Origin of the sequence: Algoriphagus marincola DSM 16067 (assembly GCF_000429405.1) — a bacterium.
Classification (GTDB): domain Bacteria; phylum Bacteroidota; class Bacteroidia; order Cytophagales; family Cyclobacteriaceae; genus Algoriphagus; species Algoriphagus marincola.
Genome location: NZ_AUBU01000003.1, coordinates 414,256 through 439,234, shown reverse-complemented (window position 1 = coordinate 439,234; position 24,979 = coordinate 414,256). Strand labels below are relative to the sequence as shown.

Sequence of the window (24,979 nt, the reverse complement as noted above, 5' to 3'; positions counted from 1 at the left end):
CATAAATTAGCCTCTCCCCGTGAAGGGAGAGGCGAATCTGATTAAGCAGTGGCAGTTTTGTTTTTAGATGATTCAGTAATAGCTACATAGTAGATTACCAATCCAAATCCGATTTTGTTGATAGCATCGGCAAGGTTGTAGAATAGGTCAATTGAACTTACTTCAAATGCACCTGAAAGTAGGTTTCCAGGAAGTACCATGTATCCGATTGGATAGATAGACCATCCTAGTGTGATGAAGATTTTCAATAAGAACATTGCTCTTCCCATTGCAGGGCTGTCGCTTTCTTTTGCAAGCTTTGCAACGTCACCAGCGAATACTTCATATACGATGTACAAATAACCTAATGTGGAAATAATACCCCACATGATGTTACTTTCAATACCAGAAGTTTCCCCAATGTAACCAGTTACAAGCATTACTAAAGAAGCAATGATCAATTTGAAAAGCGTGCTTCCTTTTGCTCCAAATGGCTTGGTAAGTAGATAAAACTCAACGCACATCAATGGAACAGTCAGAGTCCAGTCCACATAACGGAAAGCTGTCGGACTAGAACCAGTCTGCAGGTAAAAGTCCCGCATATAGTAATAGTGTACAGCCGCAATTCCGGTGATGAGACCGGAAACCAATAGAGAAGTTTTCCACTTCCCATCTACAGAACCTCTCTCAACAAAGAAGAATACTGAGGAGGCAAACATGGCCATGTAACCAATAAAGAAGGTGATGGCGATCGGGTCTGAATTGATGATCTTGTCAAGACCGATCAACTCTGCTGCTAAGGTGATGTTCATTTGGTTATTATTAAGTTTGGTTAAATGATTTTAGATGTAAAAGATTTTAGAATTAAATTTGTTTAATATTTAATACTAAAAATTGAACAAAAAGGTATAAGTGGTTCAAAAACAGGTATTAAATGATTGTTATCATGTATCAACAGGTGTAAAAAAATGTGATAAAATGGTATAATTCAGAATATTATTTTGAGTATTTGTTTAAATTCAGAATCAGATCTAATCTGAAATGGAGTCTACATATTGCGTGCTCAACTCAGAATTTTTGCTTATCTTGCCGAATCATTTGAAACTTAAAAAATCACCGATTAAGCCTATTTGAAGGCTTTTTTTTCAAAAAATATGAGCGAAGAAAATGCGAAGAAACCGTCCGAATACGGTGCCGGTAACATTCAGATTTTAGAAGGTCTTGAAGCAGTAAGGAAGCGTCCAGCAATGTATATCGGAGATGTTGGCATCAAAGGACTTCATCATTTGATTTGGGAAGTTGTAGATAATTCAGTCGATGAAGCCCTTGCAGGTCATTGCGATACCATTCATGTGACGGTACATGAGGACAATTCGATCACAGTAGAAGATAATGGTCGTGGGATTCCTACGGACATGCACCCAAAAGAAAAGCGTTCTGCTTTGGAAGTTGTTTTGACAGTCCTTCACGCTGGAGGTAAGTTTGATAAAGACACTTACAAGGTATCAGGTGGTTTGCACGGTGTAGGTGTATCCTGTGTGAATGCACTTTCTACCGATTTGAAAGCTACGGTACATAGAAATGGAGTCATTTTTGAGCAAGAATTCAAAATTGGTGTTCCTCAGTACCCCGCCCGAGAAATAGGGAAAACGGATAAGCGCGGAACTATCATTCATTTCAAACCTGATGACAGTATTTTCACTGTCACAGAGTTTCGCTATGAGACCATAGCAACCCGTCTTCGGGAGATGGCCTTTTTGAATGCGGGTATCCGCATATTTTTGACTGATCTTCGGGAGATTGAAGAGGATGGTAAGCCAAAGTCTGATGAATTTTATTCAGAAGGCGGGCTCGTGGAATTTGTTCAATATCTGGATGAGACTAAGGAGAAAATTATTTCTGAACCGATTTACATCGAATCACTAGATCAGGATGTGCCGGTTCAAGTGGCAATGAGCTACAATAATTCCTACAGTGAAAATGTAGTTTCCTACGTCAATACGATCAATACCTACGAAGGCGGTACACATGTCACAGGTTTCCGAAGAGCGCTTACACGTACGCTGAAATCCTACGCAGACAAGTCTGGAATGCTTGATAAGCTTAAAATTGAGATTTCTGGAGACGACTTTAGGGAGGGATTGACTGCGGTCATTTCTGTCAAAGTAGCTGAGCCTCAATTTGAAGGTCAGACTAAAACCAAGCTAGGTAACTCCGATGTAGTTGGAGCAGTTGATTCTGCAGTATCGGAAACCCTTCAATTTTGGCTCGAAGAGCATCCGAAGGAAGCCAAAACCATAGTTGGGAAAGTTATTTTGGCAGCCCAAGCCCGACACGCAGCTCGAAAGGCCCGGGAGATGGTGCAGCGAAAGAATGTCCTTGGTGGAGGTGGTCTACCAGGTAAACTAGCGGATTGTGCCAATAGTGATCCAACTGTATGTGAACTTTATCTAGTGGAGGGAGACTCTGCAGGTGGGTCTGCCAAGCAGGGTCGTGATCGTGACTTCCAAGCAATCTTACCGCTGAAAGGTAAAATCCTTAACGTGGAGAAGGCTCATGAGCACAAAATCTACGATAACGACGAAATCAAGAATATTCTCACCGCATTGGGTGTGAAATTCGGAACCGCAGATGATGATAAGGAATTAGATCTTTCTGGTCTTCGATATCATAAAATCATTATAATGACGGATGCTGATATTGACGGTTCGCACATTCGAACTCTGATTTTGACGCTTTTCTTCAGATACATGAGAAACCTCATCGAGAATGGGTACGTTTACATCGCACTGCCTCCTTTGTATCTTTTGAAGCGGGGTAAGGATGAGCGCTACTGCTGGACCGAAGAGGAGAGAAAGACTCTGATTGCCGATATGGCAAAAGACGGGAAAGAGGATAGCGTGAATATTCAGCGATACAAGGGGCTTGGAGAGATGAATCCTGAACAACTTTGGACTACTACCATGGATCCTAATATGCGGACCATCAAGCAGGTGACTATTGACTCTGCAGCAGAAGCAGATCACTTATTCAGTATGCTGATGGGTGATGAAGTAGCCCCAAGGCGGGAATTCATCGAACGAAACGCCAAGTATGCGAAGATCGATACTTAAAACATCGCAGAAGGGCTCCATCAGAGCCCTTTTTTGTTAATGAATAAATAAACAAGGCCCTGTCATAGAAATATTATTTTTAAGCTCTTGCCAATTATCAATATTCATTTGTGGATAAATTTGGGGAGGAAAGGGCCCATCATCAAAAAATCAGTAAAAAATGAAACAAGCAGTCCGAGAGCGATTTGATTCAGTGATTCACAAAAGTGATTTGATCAGTAGAGATTTAAGCTGGATGAAATTTAATGACCGAGTATTGGATCAGTCTAAAAAAGATCATCGCTCGATTTTCGAAAAGCTCAAGTTTCTGGCCATTACTGCATCAAACTTGGATGAGTTTTTTATGATCCGAGTAGGATCACTTTACAATTACCTCGATTATGACAAAGAACGGATTGATTACTCAGGATTAAGGGAGGAGCCTTTCAAAGCTACCATGATGGAAGAATGTCAAAACTTTCATCATGCCCAGCACGAGCATTTTCTGAATTCTATCTTACCAGCCTTGCCCAATGAAGGCATCGCTTTATGCAATACATCCAAACTCACCGACGGAGAGCGAAAAAAGGTGAAACAATATTTTGACCGGGCGATTTATCCGATGTTGACCCCAATGGTTTATGACGGGTATCGTACTTTTCCGATCTTGATGAATAAGTTGTTGATCTTTGGGGTCGTGACTACTACACCGGGTGAAAGGAAGGACATGCGTAAACTTTCCTTTGTTCAGATCCCTGCTAATATTCCAAGATTCTTTGAAGTGGAGCGGGGAAATACCTTGTTTTTGGTGCCTATTGAAGAAGTGATTCGTGAAAATATCGTTTCGTTATTTCGAAATGTGGACATTCAGTCTATCAGCCTTTTCAGAATTACTCGAAATGGAGACTTTACGCTTGAAGAGAGTGAGGACATGGATGCCAATTTTCTCGAAGAGGTAAAGCGAAAGCTGATGGAGCGAAAGACTGGTCGAGTGGTGAAGATTGAAATCGAAGAAGGCTACAGTAAATGGATGCTGAATTCTCTTCTGGAGCGGTGGAAATTAGGCTCAGACTCTGTTTTTCATGTCAAGCGCGAAAGTATGATCGATTTCACAGGACTTTGGCAGATTGTGGGCAACAAGCAGTTTCGTGACCGATTGCCACAGATGCCGGCTCCAGTAAAGCCTTTATCTTACCAAGATGAAGGAAACGCAGATATATTCGATACGCTGAAGCAGAAAGATATACTGCTTCACCATCCATACAACAACATTGATTCTATATTGGATCTAATCGAAAAGGCAGCGGATGATCCAGGGGTGATGGCTATCAAAATGACTATTTATCGATTGGCCAAGGATAGTCAAATCACTAAAGCCTTACTCAGAGCAGCCGAAAATGGTAAGCACGTCTCTGTTCTTTTTGAAGTGAAGGCTAGATTTGATGAAGAGAATAATATTCGAGAAGCCAAAAGACTTCAGAAAGCCGGTTGTTTTGTGATTTATGGAATTACTCACCTGAAGACGCATACCAAGCTACTCTTGATAGTCAAAAAGGATGGGGAAAAAATCACAAGGTTTGTTCATTTAGGTTCTGGAAATTACAATGAGGATACTGCTAGACTTTATACAGACATTGGGCTATTGACCACAAATGAGGTCTTGGCAAATGATGTGTCTGAGTTTTTTAATGTAATCACAGGACATTCGATGCCGACTAACTATCAAAACCTGATCACGGCGCCGAGAGATATGCGAAATCAGCTCATCCACTTCATAGAGCAGGAGGCAGAAAATGCTCGAAATGGATTGCCAGCGGGAATATTTATCAAAGTGAATTCCTTGGAAGATTCAGAGACGATTTATGCGCTATATAGAGCTTCTCAATCTGGAGTGACAGTGAAGCTAGTCGTACGAGGAATCTGCTGCCTCAGACCAGGCAGGGTAGGACTTAGTGAAAATATTGAGGTGATATCTATCGTTGGGGATTTCTTGGAGCACTCTAGGATTTATCATTTTCATAATAATGGAAATACCAGAACCTATGCCGGCAGTGCAGATATGATGGTGCGGAGTTTTGATAAGCGTCTTGAGAGCCTTTTCAAAGTAGAATCTCCTCTCTTGGAAAAGCAACTGATGAATATTTTGGCTTTCAACCTTCGAGATAATTTTAATGCTTACGTAATGCAGGAAGACGGATCATACATTGCTAAGAAACCGGAGGGAGACGAAGAGGTCTTTAATGTTCACAAGGAGTTTTTCAACTTGGATCCTGAAAAAGTGATGCAAGTCGAACTGATTCCTACTTACAGCAATCAATAAAAATGAAAAACCGCGTTTCCTCGCGGTTTTTTTCTTTACATTTTTTGATAGTGACCCTTTTGAAGTCTCTTTTTTACCTTGAAATAATTCACTATCCCCACGAGAAGAAATATGATGCTTAAGGCAAAAGCTAAATAGCCTAAATTTCTTACATGGTCCAATTCCTTTACTTGGAAAAGGGCCGTGCCGGAGACAAGGAAGTATAGGGCCGTTCGAATGTAGGATAAAAGCGTCCGATCATTGGCTAAGGTTGTTCGCTGTCTTGCTAAAAAATCTCTGACTATCAGCTCATTTTCCTTTTCATTTTCCATATTTTTGAAGCTTGATTTAATATTTTAAAGAATAAATGCTATGAAACGACTATTTACCCTTTTCATTTTCTGTTTTTCATCGAGCCTATTGTTTGCCCAGGAAGAAACACCCAAAGATACCACCTATTGGTTAAAAGAGATTGCAGGTGGTATCAATTTGAACCAAGGCTCATTCAGTAGTAACTGGACGGGTGGTGGTGTCAATTCCGTGGCTTTGGGCTTTTACCTGAATGGAAGGGCAAATTATAAAAAAGATAAGTGGACCTGGGACAATACAATGGATTTCATCTATGGTATCGTCAAAAATCAGGATGAGGATGCAAGAAAGTCTAATGACCGGATTTTTCTAGACTCCAAGGTAGGTTACAAAATCAGCGATCGATGGAATCTTTTTACCTCCTTGAACTTCCTTTCCCAGTTTGCTCCGGGATATGACTTTTCCGATGGAAATAGGACGCTGATTTCCAAGTTTGCCAATCCAGCATATTTGACATCGTCTTGGGGGTTGGAATACAAGCCTAATTCTGAATTCATGCTTCGTTTGTCTCCTTTTTCTCCAAGGTTCACTTTCGTGACAGACACAGATCTTTATCTGACTGTTCCGGAGAATTATGGCGTGCCAATAGGAGATAAGGTAAGATCAGAATGGCTTGCCTTTAGCTCACTACTCGAATGGAATAAGAAACTGTCTGAAAACGTCACTTTACTAATCCGTCATCAAATGTTTGTGAATTATGAGACTCTTGCTTTTGACGCTATTGATCACCGGCTTGATGTAGCCCTTACAGCCAAAGTTTCAAATTTAATTAATGTCTCTCTGACAAGCTTGAGCATATATGATTTGGATCAGGACGATAAAATACAATTTAGCCAAGGACTTGCTTTGGGGATATCCTTTAGCAGAAGTACATTTCCAAAGGAATAAATAATTTTAACAAATTTTTATTTTGTGTTTTGATTTGAAAAGAATTGTATTATTTTTGAAATCATTGTGGTAGTTAAATAATAGTTGGTTTAGTTTTCAAATAAAGGGCAGGAGATTTTCTCCTGCTTTTTTATTGCCTTTATTTGAAAAGTCCAATATTTTTAAAATTTGAGTTCAATTGAAAGGAGGGACCCGGCCTGATAGGAAGAATTGGAATGTTGATTCAAATTTGTACTTTAGAAAGATGACTTTTCGATTTCAACGAATTACTCAAAGTAGAATTGCCCATAAAAAAAGCCATGCGTCTGCATGGCTTTTTTTATGGTTGGGAAATTCCGTTATCCTTTCACAACTGAAAAATCAAAAGTCTCCAGGAATTTGGTTGTAAAGTTTCCTTCCTTAAATTGCTCGTTTTCCAGCAAAGCAATATGGAACGGAATGGTGGTTTTGATACCATCAATCACAAACTCTTCTAGCGCCCTTTTCATTCTCACAATCACTTCCTCTCTAGATTGTCCACTTACGATGAGTTTGGCGATCATGGAGTCATAATTAGGCGGAATTACATAGCCTGCATAGACATGTGAATCTACTCGAACTCCTCTGCCACCTGGAAGGTGAAGATTATTGATTCTTCCCGGACTAGGGCGGAATCCATTAGCAGGATCTTCTGCATTGATTCGGCATTCCATTGCAAAGAGCTTTGGATAGTAATTTCTACCGCTGATTTTTTCTCCTGCGGCTACCTTGATTTGCTCTTTGATCAAATCGAAATCTGTTACTTCCTCTGTGATAGGATGCTCCACCTGAATTCGGGTGTTCATCTCCATGAAATAGAAGTTGCGGTTTTTATCCACTAAGAATTCGATTGTACCTGCGCCTTCGTATCCGATTGCTTCGGCACCTTTGATCGCAGCTTCACCCATCTCATGTCGGAGTTCGTCTGTGATGAAGGGTGAAGGAGTCTCCTCGACTAGTTTTTGATGTCTTCGCTGAATAGAGCAATCTCTTTCAGAAAGATGACATGCCTTTCCATTGCTGTCTCCTACGATTTGAATCTCGATATGACGAGGCTCTTCAACGAATTTTTCTAGGTAAAGTCCGTCATTTCCAAAAGCAGCTCCAGATTCCATTTTGGCATCATCCCAAGCTTTCTGGAAGTCTTTATCTTCTTTTACGATTCGCATTCCACGGCCACCACCGCCCGCAGTTGCTTTTAGGATCACCGGATAGCCCATTTCATTGGCTAGCTTCAATCCTTGCTCTACAGAGTCTAGAAGTCCCTCTGAGCCTGGGATTGTAGGTACTCCAGCAGCTTTCATGGTAGCTTTTGCAGTAGCCTTATCACCCATTCTATCGATCATGTCAGGGGATGCTCCGATGAATTTGATACCGTATTCTTCACAGATCTTGGAAAACTCGGCGTTTTCAGATAAAAAACCGTAGCCGGGATGGATCGCATCAGCGTTTGTGATCTCAGCAGCTGCAATGATGCGTGGGATGTTGAGATAGGAGTCCCTACTTGGGGCAGGACCAATGCATACAGCCTCATCCGCAAATCTGACGTGAAGACTATCCTTGTCTGCAGTTGAATAGACAGCAACCGTTTTGATGCCCATTTCCTTACAGGTACGGATTATCCGTAGGGCGATTTCTCCTCGGTTTGCGATTAATATTTTTTTAAACACAATAAGTGGGTTTTGGTGAAAAAATTAACCAGCTGGATCTACAAGGAAAAGTGGCTGATCATACTCTACAGGGGTGGCATTGTTGACAAGAACTTTGACAATTTTGCCGGATACCTCTGATTCGATTTCGTTAAAAAGCTTCATCGCCTCAATAATGCAGACTGTCTGACCAGCTTTCACGCTATCTCCAACATTCACAAATGGATCGGAATCAGGGTTAGGAGTGGTGTAAAATGTACCAATCATTGGAGACTTGATCTCGATCAAGTTTGAGGAAGACTCTGCAGCTGATTCCTTGGGAGATTCTGTAGCAGCAGCGGGTGCTGATGCTTGAACTGGGGCAGGTGCAGGAGCCGCAGGAGCTGCTTCTACTGCTCTGAAGCTTTGGTCTGCATATTTTTTGATCGAAAGTTCAAACTCGTCTGTTTTGATTTTAACTTCGGCAAGACCGGAATTTGAGATATAATCGATCAACTCTTGAATTTCTTTTGCTTTCATGTTTTTTGAGTTTTTAAAGGTTCTTAATCATCGGGATCTTACATACCTACTGACTTGCTTTAGGTAAATCGTCCTGATTTCAAAATTCCTTTTTGTTTTAGCTTCTTAGACTGGGATTTTCAAAATAACAAAAGCTATGAGAAGAACTCATAGCTTTATTTTTATTTAACTCGCTCGGAATAAGAACCGTCTCGAGTATCCACTTTGATCATAGTATCTTGATCTACGAAAAGTGGAACCATTACTGTAGCTCCTGTTTCCAAGGTAGCAGGTTTAAGCGTATTAGTGGCTGTGTCACCCTTGATTCCCGGCTCCGTGTAAGTAATCATCAATTCTACAAATGGAGGTAATTCTACCGCAAGTGGAGTTTCTGTTTCATCGTGTACAAGAATATCCACGAGTTGACCTTCTTTAAGCAACTCAGGTCTTTCAATCAATGATTCTTGAATCAATAGTTGCTCGAATGAATTGCTATCCATGAAATTGTACCCCATGTCATCTTTATAAATGAACTGGTGTGGACGTTTTTCTACCCGGGCAGTAGTTACTTTCTCACCTGCATTGAAGGTTTTGTCGAGCGTTTTACCGGTTTTTAAACTTTTTAGCTTAGTTCTTACAAAAGCTGCCCCTTTCCCAGGCTTGACATGCTGGAATTCTACAATGCTCCAGATATCATTGTTCATTTCTAGACAGAGTCCATTTTTAAAATCTGCTGTCGACGCCATATTAATTATTTGAGTTTATTCTTAATGAAATTACTTCGGGTCATAGGCCCATTTGACATAGATCGCACCCCAGGTGAAACCTCCACCAAAAGCAGCTAGAATGAGATTGTCTCCTTTTTTCAGTTGCTTCTCATAGTCCCAAAGGCAAAGAGGAATAGTTGCTGCCGTGGTATTGCCATAGCGCTCAATATTCATCATTACTTTCTCAGGTCCTACACCCATTCGGTTTGCAGTGGCATCAATGATACGCTTGTTGGCTTGATGGGGTACTAGCCAAGCGACATCATCTCCTTTAAGACCATTTCGCTCCATTACTTCTGCACTGGCATCTGCCATATTGGTTACGGCAAATTTGAACACGGTAGAACCTTCTTGGTAAGCATAATGCTCGCGGGCTTCTACTGTCTCGTGCGAAGCTGGCCTTCTGCTTCCTCCTGCTTTCATGTGGAGAAATGGTTCGCCTGAACCATCGGACCTCAATATCGCATCTCTGATCCCCAAGTCTCCTTCGGCCGGCTCCAACAAAACTGCTCCAGCTCCATCACCAAAAAGAATACAGGTAGTTCTGTCTTTGTAATCAACAATGGAAGACATTTTATCCGCACCTACCACAAGTACTTTCTTATGTGTACCAGACTCGATAAATTGTGAGCCAAGTTGTAAAGCATACAAAAACCCTGAGCAAGCTGCAGAAATATCAAAGCTAAAGCTGTTTTTCGCACCGATTTTGTCAGCGATTATGTTGGCAGTAGCAGGGAAGGGCATATCCGGAGTCACTGTCGCACAGATGACTACTTCGATGTCTTTGGGGTCAGTATTGGTTTTTTCAAGGAGGCCTTTAGCAGCTTCAATCCCCATCACTGAGGTTCCTTGGTTTTCGCCTTTTAGAATTCTTCGTTCCTTTATGCCGGTTCTTGAGGTGATCCACTCGTCGTTAGTTTCGACCATTTTCTCAAGTTCCTTGTTGGTCAACCGGTACTCAGGTACATAGCCTTGTACGCCGGTGATCATGGCTTTTATTTTCTCCATTCGAATTGGGTTAAAAAAGGCGATCACTCGCCTTATTCATTTTTGGGTTTGCCCCTTTTTTGTAAAGAAGGTCAAAAATATCATAAATGCCTCTTACCACCAAAAATATTCCATTTGTAATATCTTAAGTGTTTGATAGCGAGGGTATTGAAATTTTTGGCATAAAAAAAATCCAAACTATAAATAGAATGGATTTATGATTCAGTGAAATTTTGGCTTATGCCATTACTTCTTTTTCGATGATTACCTGTCCTTTGTAGTACAATTTGCCGTCAAGCCAAAAAGCTCTATGAGGCAAGTGCATTTCACCAGTAGTAGGACATTTTGCCAAACCAGGAGCTTCTAGCTTGTAATGAGTTCTTCTTTTATCTCTTCTGGTTTTGGAAATCTTTCGTTTAGGATGTGCCATTTTATGCGTGATTTAAGAGTTCTATTACTTTTTTTTATTTAGGTTTTTTAGCTTTTCCCAGCGGGGATCTACGTTTACATCTTCATCTTCAGATTCCTCTGATTCTTTTTCAGAATCGATGTAGACATAAAGCCCGTCCAATTCATCTTCCTCATCATCGAGTTCGTTTCGATGGTCAGGATGAATTTTTTTTGCCGGTAAGGCTAAAAGAATGAATTCATAAATAAGCTGAGCCACATTTACTTTTGGCGTGTCTCTGGTGATCATGAAAACATCCTCGTCAATTTCTTTTTCTTCTGAGCCATATTTAAATATCATGGTTTCTTCGGATTCAAGTGGGGAGTCAAACTCCTCCAAACTTCTATCGCAGGTTAGCCTAACGCTTCCCTTGATGTGGAAATCCATTTCAATCAAATTTGCTCCTTTGTGCATATTGACCCTTATGGTCAAGTTGCCATTTTGAACCAGATCATTCTCACCGAATTCTCTGAAGAATCGATCATTAACATCAAATTCTAATTCATGTGTCCCTTCTGGGTATTTAATTACCTCAATGTCAAAGTTCTGCAGGAATTTCACGACGTCTCTTATCGAATTTAAGACCGCAAAAATAGGTAATTAATTGGAAAGATTAAAACGAAAGAGAATTATATTTTCCTTTCATCGCAGGGCTATATTTATTCTGCGTCCTCTGTTTCTTCCTCTAAGACTTGGTGAGCCCTAATTACATCCAAAGCCAGAAATAATGCGGCCCTGATTGAACCTTCATCTGCTAGTCCTTTACCAGCAATATTATATGCTGTCCCATGATCTGGGGAAGTTCTGATAATCGGAAGCCCTGCTGTGAAATTAACCCCATCGCTAAACGCCATGGATTTGAAAGGAATCAATCCTTGATCATGATACATTGCGAGGACTCCATCAAATTTGGTCTGATGCATCATACCAAAAAAGCCATCAGCAGGGTAGGGACCAAAGACTAATTTATTCTGATCCTTCAGTTGGTTGATTGCTGGTTTAATGACCTCGATTTCCTCTTTACCAAGCAGGCCATCCTCACCTGCATGAGGATTTAGACCTAAAATCGCAATTTTTGGTCGATTGATGCCAAAGTCTTTTTCTAAACTTGAAAGCATGAGATTGGCCTTCCGCTTGATTCTTTCCACGGTGACTGCTTGACTCACCTGAGCAATTGGCATATGTCCTGTTACCAAGCCTACTCGAAGTTTGTCAGATACCAAAAACATCAGACTGTCCTTGGCATTGACGGCTTCGCTTAGGAATTCTGTGTGGCCAATGAATTTGATCTCTTCGCTATTGATATTGTTCTTGTTCAGGGGAGCAGTTACTAGCGCATGGATTTTTCCTTCTTTCAGGTCTGCAACTGAGCTTTGAAGTGCTTCCAAAGCCAATTTTCCTGCCTCTTGGGTTTCTACGCCGGGAATAATTTCCGGGCATTCCTCCATCACATTGATCACATTGATTCGTTTATGCTGGATTTCATCGATGGATCTGATCTGTAAAAAGTTGAATCCTTCCAGATCTAGCATTTTTTTATAAACACTGAGCACTTTTCCATGCCCATATATCAGAGGCACAAAGTCTTGATGAACTCGGGCGTCCTGAAGCGCTTTCATCACTACTTCCGGGCCTATTCCGTTTATATCTCCGATACTGATCCCAATTATGGGTTTATGTTGCTTTGCTGTCATATTGCTTTGCTCAAAAAAGGCTACTTACAATCACTGTCGAACTTAGGCCTTTAGGAATATTGTCTTAATTTTAGGCTGCAATTTATAAAAAATTACCGGAGCTATTCGATGGAGAAAGTCAGACCCAAAAAACATCTGGGACAACACTTCCTGACGGATTTGAGCATTGCCAAGCGAATAGCTCAAGCTGTCACAGGACATGGTGGTGCCCAAAAAGTCCTCGAGATTGGCCCTGGTATGGGCGTACTCACAGATTTCTTGCTAGAAAACCCACAGGAGCTCTATTTGGCAGAAATTGACCAAGAGTCAATCCGATATCTCGAGGCAAAGTATCCACATTTGGTCGATCATATACTGGAGGGGGACTTTCTGAAAATGGATATTTCAAAAGTTTTCCAAGAGCCTTTTGCCATTGCGGGTAATTTTCCTTACAATATTTCAAGCCAAATCTTTTTCCGAGTCCTTGAGTTGCGCCATCAAGTAACCGAGGTGGTATGCATGCTTCAAAAAGAGGTAGCACAGCGAATCGCATCTCCAAAGGGAAATAAGGATTATGGGATTTTATCGGTTTTACTGCAGGCCTTTTACTCGATTGAATATTTGTTTTCGGTACCCCCAGGAGTCTTTAATCCTCCTCCCAAAGTAAATTCTGGTGTCATTCGCCTGATACGAAATGAGACCAAAAGTCTGGACTGTGATGAAAGTTTATTTATCAAAGTGGTAAAAGGAGGCTTTGGTAATCGCCGAAAAACCTTGAGAAATTCCCTGAAATCCTTTCAGCTTCCAGAATCACTTCAAGGCCATCCTATGTTGGACTTGCGAGCCGAGCAATTGGATGTGGCTGATTTTGTGTTTTTAACCCAGAAAATCCAAAAATCCCGTGGACATCATTAAGCAATTTGAACTCTCCAAGGAGTACCTAGAAAGCCTACAGCACGGTATCGAAAACCGAGATCTGGATTTTATTCAGGAATCACTGGATGGGGTGAATGAGGCAGATATTGCCGCTATTTTGGATGAATTATCCTTAGATGAGTCAATCTATGTCCTTCGGGCACTGGATAAGCAAATAGCAGCAGATATTCTGATCGAATTGGATGATAATACACTCATCAGGGTATTTCGTGAACTGGAAAATCCGGAGATCGCATCATTCATCGAATTAATGGATTCTGATGATGCGGCGGATTTACTTAATTTACTGGGTGAGCGTGAACGTGAAGAGGTCATTGCCAATTTTCAGGATAGGCTAAAGTCGGACCAGGTACTTGACCTTCTGCGATATGAAGAAGATACTGCAGGTGGTATCATGGCTAAGGAATTTATCCGGGCCAATAAAAATTGGAATGTCATTCAGACCATCAATGAAATCAGAAGGCAGGCCGAAAATGTAGAGAAGATTTTTTCGATTTATGTAGTCAACAACCGACAGCAGTTGCTTGGTCGTGTTTCACTCAAAAAAATAATTCTTGCCGGAGAAAATACTCGGATTGAAGATATTTATGAACCAGAAGTGATTTCTGTTCCTACTTACATGGATCAGGAGGAGGTTGCAGGTATCATGCGAAAGTATGACCTTGAGTCTGTTCCTGTCGTCAATGCGAAAAACAAGTTGGTCGGACGAATTACCGTTGATGATATCTTGGACGTCGTACAGGAGGAGGCAGAGGAGGATATTCAGGCCATGGCAGGTATTTCAGGCGATATTGAAGAGTCTGATTCCATTTTTATGATTACCAAAGCCCGTCTTCCTTGGCTACTAATAGGTGTGATTGGAGGATTATTAGGTGCTAGAATTATCGGCTTTTTTGAAGATGGATTGAATAAATACATCGCATTAGCATCCTTTATTCCCCTCGTAGCTGCTACTGGGGGAAATGTAGGCATACAGGCATCCTCTCTTATCGTACAATCCTTGGCATCTAAGTCAGTTTTTGATGATACGCCCTTAAAGCGTTTTATAAAAGGCTTTCTGGTCGCCGTTCTAAATGGAGTTTTACTAGCTTTTTTCGTGTTTTTGGTAGTGGTTTTCATTTATGGGTTCGAACCGATTTTCGGGATTACCGTGGGAGTGGCACTTTTCTGTGTCGTCCTTTTGGCTTCCTTTATGGGAACTGTCACACCTTTGATTTTAAATCATTTTGGTATCAACCCAGCAATTGCATCTGGACCATTCATCACTACCACAAATGATTTGCTAGGTCTTACCGTTTATTTTGGGATCGCGATGTTACTCTTGAATCTTTAGAATGAAAATACTTATTATCGATAAAATGCACTCCAGCATCATCCCTTTGCTGGAGAAGGAAGGGCATCAGGCAGATTATAGGCCCAATATTACCCGCTCAGAGATTATGGAAGCCCTCCCTTTGTACGAGGGTTTGGTCATTCGGTCAAAAACTCCAATGGATAGAGATCTTCTGGAAAAAGCTCATAACCTTAAGTTTATTGCCCGTGCAGGGGCAGGCCTGGACCAAATTGATCTTGAATATTTGGCGGAAAATGAGATACAGCTATTTCATGCTGCCAAAGGCAATCGGGACGCTGTGGCAGAGCATGCCATAGGGGGACTTTTAGCGCTTATGAACCATCTTATCAAAAGTGATCAGGAGGTGCGAAAGGGAATCTGGGACCGGGAAGGCAACCGTGGCTATGAACTTAAAGGAAAAACCGTAGGGATCATGGGCTATGGAAATATGGGAAGAGCATTTGCGAAAAGGCTGAAAGGATTTGGAGTGGATGTCTTAGCCTACGATAAGTATAAAAAGGATTTTGAAGATAATTTGGTCCAGGAAGTAATCTGGGAAAAATTGAAAGCAGAAGCCGATATTTTGAGCTTGCATGTTCCTTTGACAGAGGTAACCCGGAATTTTTTCACTTTTGATGAATTAAAAAGCTTTGCCAAACCTTTTTGGTTGATCAATACGGCTAGGGGAGAGGTGATAAGTTTTGAGACATTGAACCAAGCTCTGGATGCCGGGATATTGAGAGGGGCGGTGCTGGATGTGCTCGAGAATGAAAAGTTCAACCGCTTTAGTCCAGAACAGAAAACTGAATTTGAAAAGCTCGCTAATCGCGAAAATGTGATTTTTACACCTCATGTGGCCGGATGGACTTTTGAATCCTATGAAAAGATCAATGAGGTGCTAGTCAAGCAAATCAAAAAAGCATTTTGATGATCGAAGAAAAAAATTTGAACCTTAAAACCTAAAATTTGTATCTATAGGGGGATTTCTTACTTTTGTAAAGAAATAAAGCCAAGCTTAAAAAAGTAACGGTCTCTCCTGCGCGACCGTTACTTTCTTTTTTAGCAGGTACTAACAATCGCTAACTATGTCGAAAGTACAATATTATACCGAAGAAGGTCTGAAGAAACTGAAGGATGAACTTCAGGAGTTGAAGACAAAAGGAAGAGCAGATATCGCTAAGCAGATTGCTGAGGCAAGAGACAAAGGTGACTTATCAGAAAATGCCGAATACGATGCGGCAAAGGATGCACAGGGCTTGTTGGAATTGAAGATTGCAAAGCTTGAAGCAGTGGTAGGTAACGCCCGTGTACTGGACAATTCCAAAATGGATCAATCCAAGGTGGGGATATTGAGTACCGTCAAGATCAAGAACGTGAAAAACGGAATGACGGTGACTTATACCTTGGTGTCTGAGGAGGAAGCTGATTTGAAGGCAGGAAAGATTTCCCTTGCCTCACCATTTGGAAAAGGCTTGGTAGGAAAATCAAAAGGCGAGATTGCAGAAATCAATGCTCCTGCTGGAAAGTTGCAGTTTGAAATCCTAGATATCTCGTACTAAGAATTATTCAACATTTATCTTTTCGATCAATCCCGGGAAATCCTCGGGATTTTTTTATTTTTGATGATATGGCAAGCATTTTCACAAAAATCATCAACCGGGAAATCCCTGGACACATCATCGCTGAAGACGAAAATAATATCGCTTTTTTGGATATTATGCCCCTGGTGAGAGGACATGTATTGGTGGTCCCAAAAAAGGAGGTCGATTATATCTTTGATATGGCTTCTGAAGACCTTACAGCGCTTCATCTTTTTGCCCAAAAAGTGGCAAATGCAATGGATAAAACCATCAAATGTACACGAATTGGTGTTGCTGTGATAGGATTGGAAGTGCCTCATGTTCATATACATCTAGTTCCTCTCAAGACCATGGATGATATTAATTTCACTCGCCCGAAATTGAAGTTAAGTCAGGAAGAACTAGGGGAAGTAGCCGATACGATTCGAGGAGGTATTGATTCCTAGAAAATCCAGCTGTTTCTTATTTCTGATCAAGACCTGGAGAGGTTTTTTAAAATTTTTATAAAAGTCAGAAAAGAATCGCTTATTTTTCAATTATGAATTCTCATCAATATGACGCGATTGTTGTCGGTTCTGGTATCTCCGGAGGCTGGGCTGCAAAGGAACTTTGTGAAAAAGGCCTAAAGACGCTGGTTCTTGAAAGAGGTAGGCAGGTCGAACATCTAAAAGATTATTCTACCATGACCGCAGCTCCTTGGGAAATGCCTCATCGCAACCAAATCCCTTTGGAGGATAAGAAAGCGAATCCCGTCGTCAATCGCTGCTATGCATACAAAGAAGATACAGCTCATTTTTTTGTCAAAGATCAAGATCATCCCTACCTACAGGAAAAGCCTTTTGACTGGGTAAGAGGCTATCAAGTGGGTGGAAAGTCCCTGATTTGGGCAAGGCAGACACAGCGATGGAGTAAATATGATTTTGAAGGGCCCGGTCGAGATGGCTTTGCAGTTGATTGGCCGATTCGCTATGAGGATATTGCTCCATGGTATAGTTATGTAGAGCGCTTTGTTGGGATTTCGGGAAGCTATGAAGGTTTGGATACCTTGCCCGACGGAGAGTTTTTGCCAGCATGGGAAATGAATTGCGTTGAGAAGGAGATTCAAGAGCGAATTTTGAAAGCTTACGGAGACCGTAAATTTATTATTGGACGCTGTGCGCACTTGACTCAACCTAAGGATGTGCATTTGCAGCAGGGTAGAGGTCAGTGCATGGCCAGAAACCAATGCTATCGAGGATGCCCTTTCGGAGGTTATTTTAGCTCCAATTCTTCCACCTTGCCAGCAGCAGCAAAAACAGGTAATTTGACTCTACGGCCCGACTCGGTGGTACATTCACTCATTTGGGATGAAAAAAAGGAAAAGGTAACAGGGGTAAGAGTCATTGATCGTGTCACCAAGGAAGCAACCGAGTATTTTACCAAAGTTATATTTTTAAACGCTTCGGCACTAAATACCAACCTGATTTTACTTAACAGTACCTCAAGTCGATTTCCAAATGGCTTGGGAAATGATTCGGGAATACTTGGAAAGTATATCGCTTTTCATAATTACCGTGGCTCCCTCAGCGCTGGTTTTGAAGGCTTTGAGGATAAATATTATTTCGGTCGTAGGCCCACGGCTGTCATGCTTCCCAACTTTCGAAATGTGCATAAGCAAGAAATGGATTTCCAGCGAGGGTATATGAGTTTTTACTCTGCTGGAAGAGGTGGCTGGGGAGGTGCCGGAGATATGAATTTTGGAGCTGATTTTAAGGAAGCAAGTGCCAAGCCAGGACCATGGCATGTCTTTATGATGATGCAGGGTGAGACTATCCCAAAGGAAAGCAATTTTGTATCACTTAGCCAGGATCAAAAAGATGAATGGGGTATTCCTTTGCTGAAAGTATCTGTGGATTACGATGAAAATGACGAATTGCTTTTAAATGACTTTTTGGAGCAAGGCGAAGAGATGCTCAGTAAGGCAGGATGCTTCAATATCCGTAAAACAGATAGCAAGCAATCCCCAGGTTTGGACATTCATGAAATGGGAGGAGTTCGTATGGGTCGAGATCCTGAAACTTCACTTTTGAATGGATTCAATCAAATGCACTTGGCACCTAATGTTTTTGTGTCCGATGGAGCTTGTATGACCTCGACAGGCACTCAGAACCCGTCTATCACCTACATGGCCTTGACAGCGCGTGCGGTGGACTATGCAGTAGCTGCTTTGAAGAGAAATGAGATAGGCTGAAGTAAGGATAAAGTTGTTTTGGATTATATTCAGCTTTGGCTGAAAAAAATGATTTGATTTATCATTTTATTTTTTCATTTTGAAACAATAAGATAAAAAGTTAAAAAATTATCCAATAACCCAATCATGCAAAAACCATTCTTCCTCATCCTATTTGTCCTTTTTTCCTGCACGGCCTTTTTTGCCAAAGCCCAAAAAAGCACTGAGACTAAGAATTATTCAATCATTATTGATGGCTTTGACTGGGGTCCAGCGGTCAGTAAAGTGATTTTGCCATTGGATGAAAGTCCAGAAAACTATAAGGCTAATGATTTTGAGATTTTTGTAACTCGAAGTTCGACGGATGGTCAAATTCCACCTACTCAGAGTTATGGAAAGAGAAGTATTATCCTGTCTTATCCTTCTGATGCCAAAGGAAATCGACTAGAAGAAGGTAACCATCTTACCCTAGTACTAGCAGTCGCTCCAAATATGTCTTTAGGGTCACCCATTCAATATATGAGAGTTGGAAATAGGGGTGGAAATTATTGGATTGATTATCAGCTTCAAATCATTCATCAGCCAAGTGGGACTATTTGGAATAATGAGTCGGAAAGGATAAGACCAATTGTAGATGAATTTGACCTCGAAGGTCAGTTTACACATCAATCGACTACCCTTTCTTATGCCTCTTGGATACCAGAGCAAGTAGAGGGAAAGGTTCCACTGATTATCTGGCTGCACGGAGGTGGGGAAGGAGGAACTGATCCCACTATAGCACTCATGGGAAACAAGGCTTTTAACTATGCATCTCCTGAGATTCAAGCGCTTTTTGGTGGGGCGGCCGTGTTGGTTCCGCAGGCTCCTACATTTTGGATGCAGGCTTCAGAGGGTATGACCCGAGGTCAGACAAACGATATTTACAATGAAGTACTTTTTGCTTTGATTGATGATTTTGTAAAAAATAATTCTTCAATCGACGCCTCTCGAATCTACGTAGGTGGATGTTCGAATGGCGGATATATGTCTTTAAAACTGATTTTGGAACATCCGGATTACTTCGCAGCAGGATATATCAGTGCGCTCGCTTACAACAATGAGTTTGTCAGCGATCAGCAAATAAAAGAAATTAAGAATGTTCCTATCTGGTTTGTTCATTCGAAAGATGATCAGACGACCAAACCAGACGAAACGGTAGTACCACTTTATAAAAGGCTGAAAGATGCCGGAGCAAAAAATGTCATCTTCTCCTACTATGACAATGTTACCGATATCACTGGCTTTTTTGGGGGAGAGGATTTTCACTACAACGGCCATTGGTCTTGGATCTATTCTCATGCAAATTCTGCAAGAACAGACTTTGATGGCTCACAGGTAATGATGGACGGAAAGCCAGTAACAATCATGGAATGGCTTGCCGGCCAAAAAAAATAAAATGCTCTATGCTTTAGCTAGCATTAATTTGAATTGACTTGTTAAACTACGTCGGTTTTTCTTGGATCAGGACCATATTGATTAGGTCCTTTTTCACCTTTTTCCCATGCTAGCCATACAAACCCGAAAAAGTTGACGGGTGGTGGAATTAATAGGTATAGTGAATATTTCCAATCTAGCCCGATATCATGCAATCTACGAATAGCTTGAACTAAAAGTAAAACGATCGATGCTATGAGAAGGGTCCCAAAAGCATAAAAGGAAATCCAAGCTTCCAATTGATAAGCTTCGAAAGCTTTGGCTAAACAGATTAGATTCACAAAATAAAAAAAGATGAAAAGGCTTAAATATTTTCTTCTTGATATTCTACCTTCGGTGTTTAAGATGGATTTCATAACTATTAAACACGGTAATAGGCAAAATGTTTAAAATGAAGCCTGATTGCTAATTTTTGAAAGGAAATGGATTATATATTTTCCGCCGAACAGGCGAAAAAAGCTGAGAATATTGGGGCACTTCTGCCGGAATGGCTTGAAGAAATTTATGCTCGAAAGTGGTTTAAACTCTTTGTTCCCCAAGATCTTGGCGGCTTGGAATTGGGTCTTTTAGAAGCTTTGAAAGTAGAAGAGCACTTAGCCCGGATGGATGGAAGCTTGGGGTGGACGGTGACTCTTTGTGCAGGAGCAGGTTGGTTTGTTGGCTTTTGGGAAGAGGGGCTGAGAAAAGAGGTTTTCAAGGATCCGAAAGTCTGTTTGGCAGGAAGTGGCTTTGTAGGAGGGAAAGCTGAATCTTCACCTAATGGATATGAAATCACGGGGGAGTGGACTTATGCATCCGGTGCTACTCATGCCACGCATTTCACAGCCAATTGTGAGATTTATGAAAAGGGAAAACCTATCATATCAGAAAATGGAGCTCCTATTGTGAAAGCCTTTCTCCTGAAAAGAGAGGAGGTGGAGATATTGGACAGTTGGAAATATATGGGAATGGTTGCTACGGGGAGTCATGCCTTTTCAGCCAAAGGGTTAAAAGTTCCAAGAGCTAGATGCTTTGAAATTGTACCTGATCGGGTTAAGCTTGAAAACCCAATCTACCGGTTTCCTTTTTTGCAATTTGCAGAGGCTACACTTTCAGCCAACATCCTTGGAATCACACAGCACCATCAGTCTTTGATAAATGAGTCCTTTTGGTACAGACATGAACTCAAGCCATTCAATCAAAAGCAAATTGAATTCTTTGAAGAAAAGGCTAAAAAAACCAGGGAGCAATTGGATTTATTTCGATCGGAATTCTACTCTAGCGTGGACCAAGCCGAATCTGAACTCAGCAAATCAGGATTTATAAGTGAGTCTAGTTTGGAGTCTTTAAGTCGGATCTGTCGGACTATGACTCAATTCTGCCGGGAAAGTAATGCATCACTTTATCCTTTTGCAGGTTTACATGCAGCTGATCCAAATTCCGAGTTGAATCGGGTCTGGAGAGATTTTTATACCGTCAGTCAGCACTCTTTGCTGACATTTCCATTTTAGCCAAAAAAAATCCCCAACCTTAGATTGGGGATTCAGAAATATTAATCGTCGCTTTCTTGAATGTTTTCTTCTTCACCTTCTTCAGATGGAGCCACATTCTGTCTGACTCTTTCTGTAGGTCGGTAAGGAACAAAACCCTCACGCTTGAATTTGTAAGTCGTGGTACGAGTGCCTGAAGGATGATTGGCCAAATCTAGCATACCAAATCCTTTGTGAGTAAATGCTCCAAGTCCGCACTTGAAAACAAAATCCTGAACTTCTGGAGCAGCATACAAGGTGAATGGTAGGGTGTAACCTCTTACCTCGTATTTGACATCCATATCATACACAGAATAAATTCTCGCAAACTTTTTCTGCTGTTCTTTCAGCTTGTTTACGTAGTTCATGTCTGGTACAACTTGAAACTTATAGAAGGACTCCATTTGCTCTGGCGTATACCAACCTGATCTTTCCATTCTAGTCAATGTTGATTCGTATAGAAGATCAGAGAATTCGTCACTGTCAGGGCTGATGAATCTCTTGCCAATTTCCTCATTGAATGCAGGGGTGATCAATACAAGAGGAGAAATACACACAAACTTATTCGAAGTTTCTAGTTCTGGTTCATTCTCCAGTTCAGTGTATTCGGGCGATAAGATGAGATTTCCCAATTCAATTTTTGGAGTAGCAAAAACTTGCTCCAGCAGGTAGTCCATAAAATCCTCACTCTGGGAGGAGAGGACTAGGGTGACCAGACTGGAATAGTAGTGCAGTCCACTTCTACTTACTTTGGTCTGACCTTTCAGTCCAGAGAAGTTGAAGTAATTGTAATTGAAGAATTCTTCTCGACCACCTTTGACAATAAGACCTTTTAGAAATTGGGCCAAGATGTACTGGTGGTGGAAAGGCAAATAGGAGCCTTTGTTTTTTAATGAAAATATTAATCTAACTCTCACGATGTTTTAAAAATAAATGAGACAATTATTTATAAAATACTAAACGCAATTTTGGGTGGATAAGCAAGGCAAAAGTACAATTTTTTTTGAAAAAATGTTAAACATTAAACCTAAAATGCATTATATCTCCATCTTTTACGATGTATTCCTTCCCTTCAATGGCTATTTTTCCATTTTCACGACATCCAGCTTCGGACTTAAATTGCTGATAATCGGCTAGTTTGATTACTTCTGCTTTGATAAATCCACGCTCAAAATCCGTATGGATTACTCCAGCTGCCTGTGGTGCTTTCCAGCCTTTTTTGATGGTCCAGGCTCGTACTTCCTGAGGTCCAGCTGTGAAATAAGTGATTAAATCCAGAAGTGAATAAGCGGCAGAGATGAGTCTATTCAGTCCACTTTCTTCTAATCCGTATTCGGATAGGAAAAGAGACTTTTCCTCAGGATCATCAAATTCTGCAATTTGTGATTCAATCGCTGCACAGAGTACAATGACTTCAGCATTTTCTTCACTTACTTTTTCCCGAAGGGTCTCTACGTATTTATTACCTGTGAGAATACTGGATTCATCTACATTGGCTACGTAAAGAACCGGCTTGATGGTAAGTAAGTGAAGATCACGGACTGCTTCCAAATCTTCTTTCTCAACTTCGATAGCACGGGCATTCAAGCCGCTTTCTAGCCCTTCTTTGAATCGTAGAAGTATTTCCAGGTCTTTCTTCGCTTTGGTATCACCGGATTTGGCTACCTTTTCGATCCGGGCAATTTTTTTAGCGATGGATTCCAAATCCTTCAATTGGAGCTCCGTATCTATGACTTCCTTATCAAAAATCGGATCAACGCTACCTGCTACATGGACAATGTTTTCATCTTCGAAGCATCGAATCACATGAATGATCGCGTCAACTTCACGGATATTTGCCAGAAATTTATTACCCAATCCTTCACCTTTACTCGCACCTTTTACCAAGCCCGCGATATCGACAAACTCAATCACTGTAGGTAATACACGCTGAGGATTAACAAGCTCCTCTAGTACATTGAGTCGCTTATCAGGAACAGTTACTACACCGACGTTTGGTTCGATGGTACAGAAGGGGAAATTTGCCGCTTCGGCTTTGGCACTCGAGAGTGCGTTGAACAAAGTGGACTTACCTACATTGGGTAGTCCTACAATGCCACATTGTAATGCCATTTATTCTAGGATTTGATTTTGAATATTTGATAGGAGCGATAGCCTTGGTAGAATTCCATGATCGAAACCCTGAAAATCGTATAAACAGGGATGGCGAAAATCATCCCCAGAACCCCGGCTATTTTTGCTCCGGCAAAGATAACAACAAATATTTCAAGGGGATGCGCTTTGACGGATTTTGAGAAAATCAGGGGTTGTAAAAGTATGTTGTCCGTAATCTGTACCACAGCAAATACAGACAAAATCCTGAAAATGAGATAATTGATCTCTGTACTTCCTGCGTAGTCTCCGGTAGATATTCCTACAATTATTCCAAAACTTGCACCTAAGATCGGGCCTGCATATGGGATCAAATTAGCTACTGAAGCAAAAAGGGCTATAGTCAGTGCATATTCTACTCCTGCAAAAGTGAGCCCTAGACTTGCTATCGAAAAAATCACTATGACTTGAATAAATAGGCCTGTCAGGTAATTGGATAGTAATTTTTCGACTTTAGTAAAAGTGGCTACAGAAAGTTCAAAGTATGGATTCGGTATGAGATTCAGTACATTTCTTCTGAAAAGTCCATTTTCCAACAAAAGGAAAAAAGTGATAAAGGCAACTGCTAAAAGTCCAATAAATAGACTACTTGCCGTATTGATAATCGAGCTGATGAATTTTCCTATATCTATACCTGCTATGGTTTCCAGTAAGGTTTTTTGAATTTGATCAAATAACTCACCACGCGGAGAATCTATCAATTGGTAATTGATGAGCCAGTCTTCCAACCTCGAAATAGGGATCTTGGCCTGTTCGTAGAGTTCTTCATAATCAAGCGAACTCAGGATGGAGATTTGATTATTGATCAGTGGGAAAAATAGCAGTCCGATGGATACTAAAAACAAAATAATGGCGATGTAAGAAGCCAAAATGGCGGTCCATCTTGGGATATGCTGTCCCATGACATGGAAGTCGTTGAGACGGTTGGTAAGAGGTCTCAGTAAGGCTGCCAGGATAAGGGATAAAATCAGGTAAAGGGTGATATTGGAGAAATACCAACCGAAAAGCAGAAAGACTGCAATAAATATAATCAGATATATAAAAAAACGCTGCATACAACACAAAAGGAGGCCAAAGCCTCCTCTAATATACTATTTCAAAATTTGAAACAAACTCAGTCAA

Annotated in this window: 24 protein-coding genes; 11 read left to right on the top strand and 13 right to left on the bottom strand. The window is 41.0% G+C overall.

Annotated features, from left to right (window positions below; translation table 11 throughout):
- Positions 1 to 41: 41 nt before the first annotated feature.
- Positions 42 to 791, bottom strand: coding sequence for a bacteriorhodopsin-like (locus G457_RS0107675; RefSeq protein WP_026945949.1), 750 nt, complete (start codon positions 789 to 791; stop codon positions 42 to 44).
- A 342-nt stretch (positions 792 to 1,133) separates the two neighbouring features.
- Between G457_RS0107675 and gyrB the strand changes: the two genes are divergently transcribed.
- Together gyrB and ppk1 are read left to right on the top strand one after the other, a co-directional pair.
- Positions 1,134 to 3,092, top strand: coding sequence for a DNA topoisomerase (ATP-hydrolyzing) subunit B (gene gyrB, locus G457_RS0107670; RefSeq protein WP_026945948.1), 1,959 nt, complete (start codon positions 1,134 to 1,136; stop codon positions 3,090 to 3,092).
- Between the two features lie 160 nt (positions 3,093 to 3,252).
- Positions 3,253 to 5,391 (top strand): polyphosphate kinase 1, encoded by a 2,139-nt coding sequence (gene ppk1, locus G457_RS0107665; protein WP_026945947.1) that lies wholly within the window; start codon positions 3,253 to 3,255, stop codon positions 5,389 to 5,391.
- A gap of 35 nt (positions 5,392 to 5,426) precedes the next feature.
- Here ppk1 and G457_RS0107660 read toward each other — a convergent pair whose 3' ends face one another.
- On the bottom strand, positions 5,427 to 5,702 hold the full coding sequence (locus G457_RS0107660) for a DUF202 domain-containing protein (protein ID WP_026945946.1): 276 nt from the start codon (positions 5,700 to 5,702) through the stop codon (positions 5,427 to 5,429).
- Between the two features lie 40 nt (positions 5,703 to 5,742).
- Between G457_RS0107660 and G457_RS0107655 the strand changes: the two genes are divergently transcribed.
- The gene (locus tag G457_RS0107655; protein ID WP_026945945.1) at positions 5,743 to 6,627 is read left to right on the top strand and encodes a DUF3078 domain-containing protein; all 885 of its coding nucleotides are present in this window, start codon (positions 5,743 to 5,745) and stop codon (positions 6,625 to 6,627) included.
- A gap of 338 nt (positions 6,628 to 6,965) precedes the next feature.
- Here the strand turns inward: G457_RS0107655 and accC are convergent, their stop codons facing one another.
- From accC to pdxA, 7 genes are all read right to left on the bottom strand, one after another.
- Positions 6,966 to 8,315 carry an acetyl-CoA carboxylase biotin carboxylase subunit gene (gene accC / locus G457_RS0107650; RefSeq protein ID WP_026945944.1) on the bottom strand — a complete coding sequence of 450 codons (1,350 nt, stop codon included), beginning with the start codon at positions 8,313 to 8,315 and terminating at the stop codon, positions 6,966 to 6,968.
- A 24-nt stretch (positions 8,316 to 8,339) separates the two neighbouring features.
- Complete coding sequence (gene accB, locus G457_RS0107645; protein WP_026945943.1) at positions 8,340 to 8,813, bottom strand: acetyl-CoA carboxylase biotin carboxyl carrier protein; 474 nt, start codon at positions 8,811 to 8,813, stop codon at positions 8,340 to 8,342.
- 161 nt (positions 8,814 to 8,974) lie between these two features.
- Positions 8,975 to 9,538: an elongation factor P gene (efp, locus tag G457_RS0107640; protein WP_024282118.1), complete on the bottom strand. Its 564-nt coding sequence runs from the start codon at positions 9,536 to 9,538 to the stop codon at positions 8,975 to 8,977.
- A 30-nt stretch (positions 9,539 to 9,568) separates the two neighbouring features.
- Positions 9,569 to 10,567: a beta-ketoacyl-ACP synthase III gene (locus G457_RS0107635; protein ID WP_026945942.1), complete on the bottom strand. Its 999-nt coding sequence runs from the start codon at positions 10,565 to 10,567 to the stop codon at positions 9,569 to 9,571.
- Positions 10,568 to 10,784: 217 nt separating this feature from the next.
- Positions 10,785 to 10,976, bottom strand: a complete 192-nt coding sequence (gene rpmF / locus G457_RS0107630) for a 50S ribosomal protein L32 (protein ID WP_024282120.1) — start codon at positions 10,974 to 10,976, stop codon at positions 10,785 to 10,787.
- Between the two features lie 24 nt (positions 10,977 to 11,000).
- The gene (locus tag G457_RS0107625) at positions 11,001 to 11,555 is read right to left on the bottom strand and encodes a YceD family protein (protein WP_026945941.1); all 555 of its coding nucleotides are present in this window, start codon (positions 11,553 to 11,555) and stop codon (positions 11,001 to 11,003) included.
- A gap of 98 nt (positions 11,556 to 11,653) precedes the next feature.
- Entirely contained in the window at positions 11,654 to 12,688 is a 1,035-nt protein-coding gene (gene pdxA / locus G457_RS0107620) for a 4-hydroxythreonine-4-phosphate dehydrogenase PdxA (protein WP_026945940.1), read from the bottom strand.
- A 108-nt stretch (positions 12,689 to 12,796) separates the two neighbouring features.
- Here pdxA and rsmA point away from each other — a divergent pair, with 108 nt between their 5' ends.
- The 7 genes from rsmA to G457_RS0107585 all read left to right on the top strand — a co-directional run bounded on the left by rsmA (position 12,797) and on the right by G457_RS0107585 (position 20,159).
- Entirely contained in the window at positions 12,797 to 13,582 is a 786-nt protein-coding gene (gene rsmA / locus G457_RS0107615) for a 16S rRNA (adenine(1518)-N(6)/adenine(1519)-N(6))-dimethyltransferase RsmA (RefSeq protein WP_026945939.1), read from the top strand.
- The gene (gene mgtE, locus G457_RS0107610) at positions 13,569 to 14,936 is read left to right on the top strand and encodes a magnesium transporter (protein WP_026945938.1); all 1,368 of its coding nucleotides are present in this window, start codon (positions 13,569 to 13,571) and stop codon (positions 14,934 to 14,936) included. Before rsmA ends, mgtE begins: the two co-directional genes overlap by 14 nt.
- A gap of 1 nt (position 14,937) precedes the next feature.
- On the top strand, positions 14,938 to 15,864 hold the full coding sequence (locus G457_RS0107605) for a 2-hydroxyacid dehydrogenase (protein ID WP_026945937.1): 927 nt from the start codon (positions 14,938 to 14,940) through the stop codon (positions 15,862 to 15,864).
- 157 nt (positions 15,865 to 16,021) lie between these two features.
- On the top strand, positions 16,022 to 16,495 hold the full coding sequence (greA, locus tag G457_RS0107600) for a transcription elongation factor GreA (protein WP_024282126.1): 474 nt from the start codon (positions 16,022 to 16,024) through the stop codon (positions 16,493 to 16,495).
- A gap of 68 nt (positions 16,496 to 16,563) precedes the next feature.
- Complete coding sequence (locus tag G457_RS0107595) at positions 16,564 to 16,962, top strand: HIT family protein (RefSeq protein ID WP_026945936.1); 399 nt, start codon at positions 16,564 to 16,566, stop codon at positions 16,960 to 16,962.
- A 92-nt stretch (positions 16,963 to 17,054) separates the two neighbouring features.
- Positions 17,055 to 18,746, top strand: coding sequence for a GMC oxidoreductase (locus G457_RS0107590; RefSeq protein ID WP_026945935.1), 1,692 nt, complete (start codon positions 17,055 to 17,057; stop codon positions 18,744 to 18,746).
- A gap of 126 nt (positions 18,747 to 18,872) precedes the next feature.
- Positions 18,873 to 20,159, top strand: a complete 1,287-nt coding sequence (locus G457_RS0107585) for a prolyl oligopeptidase family serine peptidase (RefSeq protein ID WP_026945934.1) — start codon at positions 18,873 to 18,875, stop codon at positions 20,157 to 20,159.
- A gap of 41 nt (positions 20,160 to 20,200) precedes the next feature.
- Here G457_RS0107585 and G457_RS0107580 read toward each other — a convergent pair whose 3' ends face one another.
- Complete coding sequence (locus G457_RS0107580; RefSeq protein WP_026945933.1) at positions 20,201 to 20,554, bottom strand: DUF805 domain-containing protein; 354 nt, start codon at positions 20,552 to 20,554, stop codon at positions 20,201 to 20,203.
- A 66-nt stretch (positions 20,555 to 20,620) separates the two neighbouring features.
- On the opposite strand from G457_RS0107580, the gene G457_RS0107575 reads away from it, so the two are divergent.
- A complete protein-coding gene (locus G457_RS0107575) occupies positions 20,621 to 21,688 on the top strand; it encodes an acyl-CoA dehydrogenase family protein (RefSeq protein ID WP_026945932.1) in 1,068 nt (355 codons plus the stop codon).
- 41 nt (positions 21,689 to 21,729) lie between these two features.
- On the opposite strand, the gene cas6 is transcribed toward G457_RS0107575, so the two are convergent.
- The 3 genes from cas6 to G457_RS0107560 all read right to left on the bottom strand — a co-directional run bounded on the left by cas6 (position 21,730) and on the right by G457_RS0107560 (position 24,912).
- The gene (gene cas6, locus G457_RS0107570) at positions 21,730 to 22,623 is read right to left on the bottom strand and encodes a CRISPR-associated endoribonuclease Cas6 (protein ID WP_026945931.1); all 894 of its coding nucleotides are present in this window, start codon (positions 22,621 to 22,623) and stop codon (positions 21,730 to 21,732) included.
- Between the two features lie 97 nt (positions 22,624 to 22,720).
- Positions 22,721 to 23,818 carry a redox-regulated ATPase YchF gene (gene ychF / locus G457_RS0107565; protein ID WP_026945930.1) on the bottom strand — a complete coding sequence of 366 codons (1,098 nt, stop codon included), beginning with the start codon at positions 23,816 to 23,818 and terminating at the stop codon, positions 22,721 to 22,723.
- 5 nt (positions 23,819 to 23,823) lie between these two features.
- Positions 23,824 to 24,912: an AI-2E family transporter gene (locus G457_RS0107560; protein WP_026945929.1), complete on the bottom strand. Its 1,089-nt coding sequence runs from the start codon at positions 24,910 to 24,912 to the stop codon at positions 23,824 to 23,826.
- Between the last annotated feature and the right edge of the window lie 67 nt (positions 24,913 to 24,979).

Bases quoted from the DNA above. Each gene is read 5' to 3' on its own strand.
- G457_RS0107590 (WP_026945935.1), top strand. From the start codon at position 17,055: ATGAATTCTCATCAATATGACGCGATTGTTGTCGGTTCTGGTATCTCC.
- efp (WP_024282118.1), bottom strand. From the start codon at position 9,538: ATGGCGTCGACAGCAGATTTTAAAAATGGACTCTGTCTAGAAATGAAC.
- G457_RS0107595 (WP_026945936.1), top strand. From the start codon at position 16,564: ATGGCAAGCATTTTCACAAAAATCATCAACCGGGAAATCCCTGGACAC.
- pdxA (WP_026945940.1), bottom strand. From the start codon at position 12,688: ATGACAGCAAAGCAACATAAACCCATAATTGGGATCAGTATCGGAGAT.
- G457_RS0107575 (WP_026945932.1), top strand. From the start codon at position 20,621: ATGGATTATATATTTTCCGCCGAACAGGCGAAAAAAGCTGAGAATATT.
- accB (WP_026945943.1), bottom strand. From the start codon at position 8,813: ATGAAAGCAAAAGAAATTCAAGAGTTGATCGATTATATCTCAAATTCC.
- G457_RS0107655 (WP_026945945.1), top strand. From the start codon at position 5,743: ATGAAACGACTATTTACCCTTTTCATTTTCTGTTTTTCATCGAGCCTA.
- G457_RS0107585 (WP_026945934.1), top strand. From the start codon at position 18,873: ATGCAAAAACCATTCTTCCTCATCCTATTTGTCCTTTTTTCCTGCACG.
- ppk1 (WP_026945947.1), top strand. From the start codon at position 3,253: ATGAAACAAGCAGTCCGAGAGCGATTTGATTCAGTGATTCACAAAAGT.
- ychF (WP_026945930.1), bottom strand. From the start codon at position 23,818: ATGGCATTACAATGTGGCATTGTAGGACTACCCAATGTAGGTAAGTCC.
- greA (WP_024282126.1), top strand. From the start codon at position 16,022: ATGTCGAAAGTACAATATTATACCGAAGAAGGTCTGAAGAAACTGAAG.
- G457_RS0107675 (WP_026945949.1), bottom strand. From the start codon at position 791: ATGAACATCACCTTAGCAGCAGAGTTGATCGGTCTTGACAAGATCATC.
- rpmF (WP_024282120.1), bottom strand. From the start codon at position 10,976: ATGGCACATCCTAAACGAAAGATTTCCAAAACCAGAAGAGATAAAAGA.
- G457_RS0107635 (WP_026945942.1), bottom strand. From the start codon at position 10,567: ATGGAGAAAATAAAAGCCATGATCACCGGCGTACAAGGCTATGTACCT.
- G457_RS0107560 (WP_026945929.1), bottom strand. From the start codon at position 24,912: ATGCAGCGTTTTTTTATATATCTGATTATATTTATTGCAGTCTTTCTG.
- gyrB (WP_026945948.1), top strand. From the start codon at position 1,134: ATGAGCGAAGAAAATGCGAAGAAACCGTCCGAATACGGTGCCGGTAAC.
- G457_RS0107660 (WP_026945946.1), bottom strand. From the start codon at position 5,702: ATGGAAAATGAAAAGGAAAATGAGCTGATAGTCAGAGATTTTTTAGCA.
- rsmA (WP_026945939.1), top strand. From the start codon at position 12,797: ATGGAGAAAGTCAGACCCAAAAAACATCTGGGACAACACTTCCTGACG.
- G457_RS0107580 (WP_026945933.1), bottom strand. From the start codon at position 20,554: ATGAAATCCATCTTAAACACCGAAGGTAGAATATCAAGAAGAAAATAT.
- G457_RS0107605 (WP_026945937.1), top strand. From the start codon at position 14,938: ATGAAAATACTTATTATCGATAAAATGCACTCCAGCATCATCCCTTTG.